The organism is Pusillimonas sp. (assembly GCF_044464525.1).
Classification (GTDB): domain Bacteria; phylum Pseudomonadota; class Gammaproteobacteria; order Burkholderiales; family Burkholderiaceae_B; genus Pusillimonas.
This window is the reverse complement of sequence record NZ_JBIQLE010000008.1, coordinates 125,399-136,513: the sequence shown is the minus strand read 5'-3', so window position 1 is coordinate 136,513 and position 11,115 is coordinate 125,399. Positions and strand designations below refer to the sequence as shown.

Below are 11,115 nucleotides of genomic sequence, written 5' to 3'. Positions count from 1 at the left end.
TTGGCCCAGGTGTCGTTGCTGTTGGCACGCGGGGTTTGAATACCAGGAGCCGAGTAAGCGCGCAGGGCCGATACCGTCTTGAACCAGCCGTCGCGGGTCTGACCAAAGCCGGCATGCAACTTGACCACGTCAAAGTCGTAGGCGCCGGCCAGGTTCCAGGATTTGACGGTCACGCCATTGACGCCGACATCGGTGGAAGTTCCGTCCTCGGGCGACTTGAACTGGTCATACGACAATGCAACCTCCAAGGGGCCGCTCCCGTAGCGCAAGCCGGTCGTCCAGGCGCGTGTGTTGGGCTCGTCGCCGCCGCTGACCTTGAACTGCTGGTTGCCTGAAGCATTGAACGAATAACCCACACCAAACTGGAAGCCCGAGAAACTGGGCGTCTGGTACATGATCATGTTGTCGTAGCGGACGCTGTTGATGGCGCTGAACGCCGAACCAATCGAGGCCTGGCCCCAATCGGCGCCAAACGGGCTGGCGACGTTTGCCAGGTACTTGCTGGAGACGCTGGTTTGGCGGCCGAAATCAAGCTGGCCCCACGAAGACGACTTCAGGCCGACCGTGGACTGGCGGCTGAAGCCGCTGCCGCTGCCGTCGTTCAGGTTGAAACCGCTTTCCAGAACAAAGACGGCTTGCAAGCCGTTGCCCAGGTCTTCTGCGCCCTTCAGGCCCCAACGGTTGCCCCCCATGATGCCGTTGGCCATGCCGCTCTTGGTGCCTTTGATGCTTTCGCCGGTGCCAGGATCAGTGCCTTTGAATTGCTGATATTCAATACCGCCATCGACACGGCCGTACAGCGTAACCGACGTATCGGCGCTGGCAGCACCGGCAAAGCCGGCGATCAGGGCAGCAACAAGCAGACTCTTTTTCATGTTTGAAAATCTCCGTAGATTTGAGCAATAGGCGGTGACTTCTCGTTTGCCGCCTTCAACTCCGCGAGTGGAAGTTGACGCCATTCCAGCAAGAAAGCCTTTTGCTGACTACGAGCACGTGAAGAAATGAATGTTTTTCGGGCATTTATGCGCCAAATAACCTACAAATATGTTGTTTTATTGCCCGTTTATGCAACATAAATGTCATATTTCGTGACGAAAAAAATAGCTAAAACCTGGAGATTTTCACCCCCATTTTTATCGTTATTTTTTGTTTGAATAAAATTTTCGTTTATTTCCAGATGGTTATATTTCATTTTTATTTCTTGTCATAGTCCGCCCGCGGCTTGCCGCCCTCTGCCTGCGGCGTGCCCCAGGGCCTTCCCCCCTATTTACTTTTCATGGAAATTAAGAAATCTTTCTTCCCAAGTTATTAAGCCACATACTTGCCTTGGCGCCCATTGGGCGCCCTGCCTGCCGCCCCCCTCTTGTTCGCCGCGCCCGCGCGTGCTCCCCTGCTCCTTCTGCGCACACCCGCCGCCGGGGCTACACTGAGCATCCGGTGTTTGCGGATGATTTCCGCCTTATTGGGCGGCACAGGATAAAATCAATCATTGTTCATAGACAGGAATCCATATGATCAAGGCAGGCATTATTGTCTTGTGGCTGGGGTCGATCACCTACATCTACTTCCGGGGCAAGGTTCGCCTCAGCTTCTTCCGAACCGTTTTTAACCATACAGCGGTATTGGCGCCCGTTAATGCCTTCATGTATTTGTTCTCGGCGGTGCCGGCACGGCCTTATATCGCGGACACCGGCATCAAAGGGTTGAACGCCCTTGACCAAAACTGGGAGGTCATACGTGAAGAGGCCGCCGCGCTGGCTCAAGAAGAACGTATACGTGCGGCAGCCAACAACGACGACGCGGGCTTCAATTCGTTTTTCAAGACCGGCTGGAAACGTTTCTACCTGAAGTGGTACGGAGCCGAGCACCCGTCGGCGGCCGAGCTGTGCCCAAACACGGTGGCGCTGCTTCGCAGCATTCCCGAAGTAAAGGCCGCCTTGTTCGCCGTGCTGCCGCCTGGGGCAAAGCTCAATCCCCATCGCGACCCTTATGCCGGCTCGCTGCGCTACCACCTGGGCCTGAACACACCAAACAACGACGGCTGCTTCATCGAGGTGGACGGCCAGCGCTACAGCTGGCGCGATGGGCAAAGCGTGGTCTTCGACGAAACCTTTATCCACTGGGCCGAGAACACCACCGACCAGACGCGCACTATCTTGTTCTGCGACCTTGAAAGGCCGCTGAAATACGGCTGGGCCTCACGGTTTAATCGCTGGTTCTCGCGGGTTGTCATGACAGCCGCCGCATCACCTAATCAAGAGGGCGATCAAGTCGGGCTGGTCAGCCGCCTGTTTCGTGTCTCGTGGGTAGTGGGGCAGTACCGCCGCCGCCTCAAGCGCTGGAACAAGACGGTCTACCACCTGTTGCGAGCCGCGCTGATCATCGGCGTAATCGCCCTGATCATTTTTATTTGAGATGAAGACCGCGATCCAGCGCCAGCGCATTCAGCATCGTCTGGTTGCGAAACGACGAAGGCGAGACGCCCACCATGCTGTCGAAGGCCGTGGAGAAATTAGCGGCACTTGAAAACCCCACCGTTTGGGCTATTTCGCGCACGCTTCGCGTTGTATGTGTCAGCAGGTATTTTGCCTTGCGCATGCGCTCTTGGCGGATATATTCAACCACCGAGATGCCCAGGCAGTTCTGAAACGCGTGGGCCAAGCGTCGTTCGGGCACGGATAACGCATCGGCAACATCGCGCAGCCGGCGTATGTCGCCAAGGTATTGTTCCAAATGCTTTTTCGTGCGGCCTATCAGTTCCCAATCGACTTGAGTTCCGGGGATGGCGGCACCGCGCGACTCACGCTCGTTCTCGCGCAACAGAGATGAAACACGTAATTGAGCCTGGACCCGGTCAAGAAGCTGCCCCACGGTAAAAGGCCTAAGCAAGCAATCCAGCATTTCCGTACGTACAAAATCATTCCTGGTACCCAGATGCTTGGCGGTCGCCAGAAGCAGCATCGGTATGCTCTGGGTTAATGGATGCTGACGCAACTTGCCTTCCAACTGCAGCGCATCCGGCCCTACGGCACGCAGGGCTGCCAGCACTATATCCGGCGGGTCTTGCAAAGCCAGCTCAAACGCTTCGCCGCACTCGCCGGCGAGGCTGAAACGAAATTCGTTGCCTCTAAGCATTTCTTTCAACAAAAACTGCTCTTGAGCACTATCGTCAACGATGAGCACGTGGGCGGCGAATTCCGAGGGGGATGCGAGAGCCTTCACAACAAACGAAACCATTGGAAACAAGGACAACTCTATATATAGAGGCCCTTGCCACATGAGGTCTATACGTTTCGTTCTGGCTTGACCATTGTTTACAAAGCACGCCGCTCAAGCCCTTGCACGCCGATTTTCAAGGGTGAGGAAACCGGAAGGCGTTTAAGGCCGCCCTCAATGGTATTTGGCCACAAAGGCTAGAAACTCTTTTAATTCCATAGGATGCGCCAACGCATAACCTTGCCCGTAATTCACACCCGCGGCCGCAAGCAAGCTTGCTTGCTCGGGCTTTTCGATTCCCTCGGCTACCGTGAGAGCACCAATCGCCTTGGCAATATTGACTATCTCGGGAATGAGGTTGGAACGCAATGTGGCGTCTTCCAGCTCGAAGGCAAAAGAACGATCAATTTTCAGTATATCGGGCGACAGGGCCGTGACGGTCTTCAGGTTTGAGTACCCAGTGCCGAAGTCGTCCACAGCGATCAGGAAACCCTCAGCCTTCAGTTGTTGAACCTCGGTGAACAGCTCGCTGGAAAGGCTATGTTCGGTGATCTCGACGCAAACCTGAAGATCTTTTCGGGCCGTCGCCTGCAGTGCTTGCGTTAGCACCGGTATCAGCTTGCACGGGCGCAAGCTTTTCGGGAAGCAGTTCAGGGCAAGGAAAAACCCTCCCTCCAGGGGAGGCAGCCCCGCTCCCAGCTCGCGAATCGCCTTCGCGCTAACAGCGTGGTCGAATTGCGACTCCAGGCCGGCCTCCTGAATCGCCGGTATCACTGTGTTGGGCGTCCAAGAGCGAGAACCCTCTTCGAGTCTGGTCAATACCTCGCAGCCGACCGGACGCAAAGAGGTCAAGTCGAATATCGGCTGGTAGGCCAGAGTCAGATGCGCCCCGTCGCACAGAAAGCCAATGCGATTGCGCAGCGCTGTAAGCTTGATTACGTAGGGGCGGACGGTACCCACGACCAACGCCGCGATGAACAATGAGGCTGCCAGCAACCAGGCAAATAATGCGCCGCTTTCCTGGAAGATGGCGCCGAGGCTTCGCCGCGTTTGCAGGACCAGGTCGTGCTCCGGCCTTGCCGTGATCACTTCGTAGCTGAACCCTTGCAGCGTGAACTGGGGCCTGGTCTGCTCAGCGGCCCGCTCGCGCATGGACAATACGGCCTCGGAGCCAAAGACGTTGAGCGGAACCAAGCCATCTGCAACGCGCAGCCACACGACGTCGGCGCTGGAGTAGATGTCGCCGGTCGCGTAGCGGCTTAGCACTACATTGAACGGCGGGCGCTGCATGATGACGGCGAGAAAGTCGGTGTCAGCCATTGCCAGCGGAACGTTGTTTATCAGCTCTACCCCCGACCGGCTCGTGTAAACCGGGTGCCCATCTTTGATGGGTATGGGCAATATCCCCAACGAGGTGGTGCAGATCAAGCGCCGCTCGTTGTCCAACACGCCGATTTCGCGAATATAGCGTGATTGCAGCATATGCGTATTGAAATGCATCAGCGCTTCAAGACTGCAATCGCTTCCGTGACTCTCTACAAGATGAGCAAGCAGCGTGTTGCTTTCGGTGGAAAGCACCTGGAAAACTTGCATCGACTCGGCATGCCGCTGCGCCACCCTGCTTTGATCCAACCATACTGTGGCAACCACCGACGCGAGTATCAGGGTAGAGGCGACCAGAATTCCCGCCCCGTAGATAAAGGCGTTGGGTGATGCAGCAACTTTCAGCAGCAGCCAGTAATGAGCTTTTCGCAAGACGGCGTTCCAAGCCTGAAGCAGGCGATTAAAATCTAAGCACAGAAATCCAGGCCTCTACAATAACAATAGTATCAATTTATGTATATAAATAACTAAATATATCAATACGACATCGGTCACGATCCGCTCGCGCGGTTGTTGCAAGGGCAATCAAAACCATGACGTGCATCAACTTTACACCAGTCGAAGAATTAAGTGGTCTCTTCAGATGTCACTATCCCAACCGCCGCCGATGGCACGAACCAGGGCCACGGCGGCCATCGCCCTAACCCCGTCCAGTTCGACAGACAGCCTTTTTTGCACGAGAACCTCTCGATCGGCGTCCAGCACGTCGAGGTAGCTGATCGAACCCTCTTTATATTGAATTTGCGAAAGCTTGGCGGCTCTGGAAGCCTGCTCCACCGCAAGGTCTTGCATTTGGGTTTGCTCTGCCAGGATGCGTAGGCTGGAAAGGCCATCTTCCACTTCCTTGAAAGCCTGCAGCACAGTTTGACGATATGCGGCCACGTCTTCCTCGTACCGGGCACGGGCACGTTCCACGCCTGCCTCCCGACGACCGCCGTCGAATATTGGCAAGGACAAAACAGTGCCCACCAGTGGGCCGAGCAGGAAGGTACGGCTGGACCACTGCAGTAAATTACCCAGCTCGGAAGATTCATAACCCAGGGCGCCAGTGAGTGTCAGTCGCGGAAAGTACGCTGCCTGCGCGGCTCCGATACGCGCGTTCGCCGCCGCCATGGCACGCTCGGCAGCGGCAATATCGGGCCGGCGCTCCAGCAAGGAAGACGGCAGCCCGGCGGGGATATCCACCGGGTAACGATCAAGCGGGTTGGCGCCCAGCGAAAAATCGGCGGGGGTCTTGCCAAGCAATGTGGCAAGGGAATGCTCGGCGATGGCGCGCTCTCGTTGAATGGCCAGCGCCTCTGACTTGGCCGAGGCCAACGCGGTTCGGCTTCGAGCGACGTCCAGCTCGCCGATGGCTCCGGCTTGATGCCGCTGCTCGACCAAGGCCAGTGTTTCGCTGCGCAGAGCAACGGTCCGTTGGTAAAGGGCCGATTCGGCATCCAGCCGGCGGATGGTGAAATAAGTTTGCGCCACATCGGCATGCAACGCCAACTTCAGCGATTCGAACAGCGCTTCACTTTGCTGGGTGTCGGCGGTGGCGGCGCTTACTTCAAAAGCTATTCGCCCAAAAAGGTCGGCTTCGTAAGAGGCGCCCAGTTGGGCACGCCAGAGGGTTTCCGTAGACGCTGGCGCGTCATCCGCCAAGCCTTGCGCGGCGCCAGATCGGCGCTGCCGACTGGGGCCCAAGCCTCCGTCGAGGGTGGGGAAGCGATCAGCCTGAGCCGTATGGCGTAGCGCCCTGGCCTGCCGGACCCGCGCCGCGGCAGCCTTCAGGTCTTGATTCGCCAGCGCGGCCTCTTCTTGCAGCCCATCCAAGGTCGTGTCGTTGAAGATACGCCACCAGCGGCCGCGCGACAGCGCATCTCCGGGCTGGGCGGCCCGCCACTTTTTGGCGGCCTCGGGCGACAGGGTTGCTTCCTTGAAGTGCTGGGGCACATGCACCTTGGCCCTTTGATAATCGGGGCCAACCGCGCAGCCCGCCAGCAGCAAGGCGATGAACATGGTGGGAAGAGAAAAATGTAAATGCTTATGCATGACGTATCTCGTTATTCGCTTGCAGGCAGCACGGCGGTGTCCTGGCCAGTACTGGAGCGTAAGGGGCGCGGAACCAGCAAGCGCAGCCCCACATAAAATACGGGTGTGAGGAAAAGTCCGAACAAGGTGACCCCGAGCATGCCGAAGAACACGGCAATGCCCATGGCATGGCGCATTTCGGAGCCGGCCCCGCTTGACAGCACAAGCGGCACGACGCCCATGATGAAGGCAATTGACGTCATAAGGATGGGCCGCAGGCGCAAGCGGCTGGCCTCGATGGCCGCACGCACCGTTCCCACACCCTGCAGCTCCAGATCACGAGCGAACTCGACGATAAGAATGGCGTTCTTGCATGCCAGGCCCACCAGCACCATCAAGCCGATCTGCGTGAAGATGTTGTTATCTCCGCCCGTGAGCCATACGCCCGCCAGGGCCGCCAGCATACTCATCGGCACGATCAGAATCACAGCCAGCGGCAGGATCAGGCTCTCGTACAAGGCGGCCAATACCAGAAACACCAGCAACACACTGATCGGGAAAATCCACACCCCCGCATTGCCTGCCAGAATTTGCTGATAGGTCAGGTCCGTCCATTCGAACTTCACGCCTCGTGGCAAGACGTCGTGGGCGATGCGCTCAGCGGCCGCTTGAGCCTGATCACTGGAGTAGCCCGGCGCCGGCCCACTGTTGATGTCGGCGGCGGTGTAGCCGTTATAGCGCACCACCATCTCCGGTCCGAAGCTGGGTGTCACCTTGGCAACGGACGACAACGGCACCATTTGTCCGCTTCCACTGCGGGTCTTCAGCTGCAGTATGTCTTCCGGTTGCGAACGATAGGGGGCATCCGCCTGGGCACGCACCTGATATACGCGACCAAAGCGATTGAAGTCGTTCACATACAGTGAACCCAAATAGATCTGCATGGTTTCAAAAACATCATCCACCGGTATGCCCAACTGCTTGGCGCGAACCCGGTCCAGGTCGACATCCAACTGCGGTACGTTGATCTGGTAACTGGAAAACGCCGGACCCAGTTCAGGTGCTTCAGCAGCTTTGGCAAGAAGCTGCTTCGTCACCGCGTCCAATTCTTCGTATCCCAGCGCGGCTCGATCTTCCAGCTGCAGCTTGAACCCGCCCACGGTACCCAGGCCCAGGATGGGCGGCGGCGGAAACACCGCAATGTAAGAGTCCTTGATACCGGCGTATGCCTTGCCCAGCTCACCGGCGATGTTGGCGGCGGACAGGGAATCTTGCTTGCGCTTGTCGAATGCGTCCAGCACGACGAAAACAATGCCGGCGCTCGAACTGTTGGTAAAGCCGTTGATCGACAAGCCCGGAAAGGCGATGGTGCTTTCCACGCCCGGCTGCCGCAAGGCAATGTCGGACATTCTTTGAATCACCTGCTCTGTCCTGTCCAGTGAGGCGCCGCTGGGAAGCTGGGCAAAGCTGATCAGATATTGCTTGTCCTGCGCTGGTATGAACCCGCCGGGCACGATGTAGGAAATGCCTGCGGTCAAGCCCAGCAGCACCAGATACACGCCCATCGTGGAAGCCTTGCGTCCGACGACCCCCGTCACGCCCCTGGCATAGCTATCGGAAGACCTTCCGAAAAAGCGATTGAACGCCCGAAAGAAGCCGCCGAACCAGCGGTTGATGAAGCGGGTCAGCCCGTCGGGCTTTGCGTCATGGTCCTTCAGCAGCAGCGCCGCCAGGGCGGGAGACAAGGTCAGCGAGTTCACAGCCGATATCACGGTTGAGATCGCGATCGTGACGGCGAATTGCTTGAAGAACTGGCCGCTCAAGCCGGTCATGAACGCCAGCGGCACAAATACTGCGACCAGGGTGAGCGCGATGGCGATGATGGGCCCGCTGACTTCGCGCATGGCCCGATACGTGGCCTCGCGGGGCGGCAAGCCTTCGGCAATATTGCGCTCCACGTTCTCGACCACCACGATGGCGTCGTCGACCACGATACCGATGGCCAGGACAAGACCAAAAAGCGATAAGGCGTTGATCGTATAACCCATCAAAAGCAGGAACGCGAACGTGCCGATGATGGAGACGGGAACAGCCAATAGGGGAATGACGGACGCGCGCCACGTCTGAAGGAAAACGATGACCACCAGCACGACCAGCGCCACGGCCTCAAGCAGCGTCATGATGACTGCATGGATGCTTGAGCGCACAAACTGGGTCGGGTCGTACATGATCCGGCTTTCCAGCGATGAGGGGAAATCAGCCGAAAGCTCCTGCATGGCGGCCCGCACCGCGTCTGAGATAGCCAGCGAGTTGGCTCCGGGCGCTTCCATGATGCCGATGCCCACGGCGGGTTGATTGTCCAGAAGAGAACGCAGGCCGTATTGCGAAGCGCCAAGCTCGATTCGAGCCACATCCGACAGACGGGTGATCGCCCCATCATCCGAAGCTTTCAGAATAATGTCGCCGAACTCTTCTTCCGTTTGCAGACGGCCCTGTGCGTTGATGGAAAGCTGCAATGGCACGTCGGCCGCGGATGGCGAGGCTCCGATGATGCCGGCCGCCACCTGTACATTCTGCTCGCGAATCGCCGCGACAGCCTCGGCTGCGGTCAGATTCCGCTGAGCCATCTTGCTGGGATCCAGCCAGATGCGCATGGAGTAATCGCCGGCTCCCCAGATCTGCACTTCACCCACCCCCTCGATGCGCGCGAGCCGGTCCTTCACGTTCAGAACAGCGTAATTGCGCAGATAGGTGGTGTCATAACGTTGGTCGGGCGAAATCAGGTGCACCACCATGGTCAGCGTAGGCGACGACTTCATCGTGTTCACGCCCAAACGCTGTACCTCTTCGGGCAAGCGCGGCAGTGCTTGCGACACGCGGTTCTGAACGAGTTGCTGTGCCTTGTCAGGGTCGGTGCCAAGCTGAAAACTTACGGTGATGGCAATGTTTCCGTCGCTGTTGGCCTGCGATTGCATGTACAGCATGTTCTCGACACCATTGATCGACTCTTCCAACGGCGCGGCCACCGTCTGGGCAACGACTTTCGGGTTGGCGCCCGGATACTGCGCGCGAACCACCACAGACGGCGGTACGACCTCTGGGTATTCAGAAATGGGCAACTGGAAGACCGCCACGCTGCCGGCAAGCAGGATCAAGACAGACAGGACGCCGGCGAAAATCGGGCGATCAATGAAGAACTTGGAGATATTCATGGCTGGGGGCGGTTCAAGACGCGTTCTTGGAAGCAGCGGGAATCGGGGCGCCGCCTAAGTCGGCAAGCCGTGGCTCTGCGGGCTCCACCGAATGAGCGATAACTGGATCGCCGGGCCGCACATGTTGAATACCGTTGACGACGACGCGTTCCCCCGCTTGCAGGCCTTCTTCAACTACGCGCATGCCTTCTTGAAGCGCACCCAGCTTCACTTCGCGATACGCCGTGCGTTCGTCATCGTCCACCACAAGCACAAAACGCTTGTCCTGGTCTGTGCCGACGGCTGTTTCCCGCACCATCACGGCGTTGCGCTCGGCGCCGCTGGATAGGCGGATACGCGCATATAAACCAGGCACCAGCATGCCGTCGGCGTTGTCGAACACCGCCCTCAACCGGATGGTGCCGGAGGCGGCATCCAGACGGTTATCCACGGACGCCACCCTGCCCGGACGCGGAAAGCCCTGCTCATTGATCAAGCCCATCGACACCGACGCGGGCGCGCTGCCTGACAGCCGGGAAGGCAGGACGAATGTTAAAAAACTTTGTTCATCCACCTCGAACGATGCGTACATCTTGTCTACGGACACCAGCGTCGTAAGGGGCTGAGACCCGGTGCCGGCCACAACGAAGTTGCCCTCGGTAACCTCGGCGCGCGACACTCGTCCCGAGACGGGCGCGGTAATTTGCGTATGCTCCAGGTCAAGCTCGGCCGAGGCCAAGGCGGCTTCAGCAGCTTGTTGTTCCGCCTCGGCCACGCCCGCCGCATTACGATTCTCTTCGAAGTCCTTGCGAGCAATGGCATTTTGAGCCAACAGGCGCTTGGCCCGAGCGAACTCGGCCTTGGTGTAGCTTGCACGCGCTTTAGCGGCTGCAAGCTCCGCCCGGGCGCGCGCCGCGGCGGCCTGATAGGGCCTGGGGTCAACGGTGAAAAGAACGTCTCCCTCCTTGACCAAGGCGCCGTCGGCAAAATGCACTCGTGTGATCGTGCCCGAAACCTGCGGCCGGATCGCGACGTGATCAACAGCTTCCAGACGGCCCGAATAATCACGTAGTTCGTGAATAAGTCGTTCATGCACCGGCGCAACGTCGACCGCGGCAGCCTGGGCATGAGGTTCCGAAAGGGCAGCTTCGGCGCCCGAGATACGGACGTGGGCCGTGGCCGCTATGGCGCCGGCAGCAACGATTAACAGTGCAGTGAGCGCGTATCGTTTCTTGAGAAGTGACATGGGAGATTCTTTATAAAAGTGGTTTTCGCATGGCGTGCTGACGTTTAACCTGGTGCGTCGCGACAG

Annotated in this window: 7 protein-coding genes; 1 reads left to right on the top strand and 6 read right to left on the bottom strand. The window is 58.3% G+C overall.

Features of this window, described 5'->3' with window-relative positions; genetic code table 11:
- The coding region (locus ACIY1O_RS06725) for a porin (protein WP_397474316.1) at window positions 1–875 on the bottom strand (875 nt) is incomplete at its 3' end.
- Window positions 876–1,511: 636 nt separating this feature from the next.
- On the opposite strand from ACIY1O_RS06725, the gene ACIY1O_RS06720 reads away from it, so the two are divergent.
- Entirely contained in the window at window positions 1,512–2,414 is a 903-nt protein-coding gene (locus ACIY1O_RS06720) for an aspartyl/asparaginyl beta-hydroxylase domain-containing protein (RefSeq protein ID WP_397474315.1), read from the top strand.
- Here the strand turns inward: ACIY1O_RS06720 and ACIY1O_RS06715 are convergent.
- The 5 genes from ACIY1O_RS06715 to ACIY1O_RS06695 all read right to left on the bottom strand — a co-directional run bounded on the left by ACIY1O_RS06715 (window position 2,407) and on the right by ACIY1O_RS06695 (window position 11,049).
- A complete protein-coding gene (locus tag ACIY1O_RS06715) occupies window positions 2,407–3,183 on the bottom strand; it encodes a helix-turn-helix domain-containing protein (RefSeq protein ID WP_397474314.1) in 777 nt (258 codons plus the stop codon). The two genes, ACIY1O_RS06720 and ACIY1O_RS06715, sit on opposite strands and share 8 nt — an antisense overlap.
- Window positions 3,184–3,390: 207 nt before the next feature.
- A complete protein-coding gene (locus ACIY1O_RS06710) occupies window positions 3,391–4,971 on the bottom strand; it encodes an EAL domain-containing protein (RefSeq protein WP_397474313.1) in 1,581 nt (526 codons plus the stop codon).
- A 207-nt stretch (window positions 4,972–5,178) separates the two neighbouring features.
- Window positions 5,179–6,633, bottom strand: coding sequence for an efflux transporter outer membrane subunit (locus ACIY1O_RS06705; RefSeq protein WP_397474312.1), 1,455 nt, complete (start codon window positions 6,631–6,633; stop codon window positions 5,179–5,181).
- A gap of 11 nt (window positions 6,634–6,644) precedes the next feature.
- Window positions 6,645–9,824: an efflux RND transporter permease subunit gene (locus ACIY1O_RS06700; protein WP_397474311.1), complete on the bottom strand. Its 3,180-nt coding sequence runs from the start codon at window positions 9,822–9,824 to the stop codon at window positions 6,645–6,647.
- A 13-nt stretch (window positions 9,825–9,837) separates the two neighbouring features.
- A complete protein-coding gene (locus ACIY1O_RS06695) occupies window positions 9,838–11,049 on the bottom strand; it encodes an efflux RND transporter periplasmic adaptor subunit (RefSeq protein WP_397474310.1) in 1,212 nt (403 codons plus the stop codon).
- Window positions 11,050–11,115: the final 66 nt, after the last annotated feature.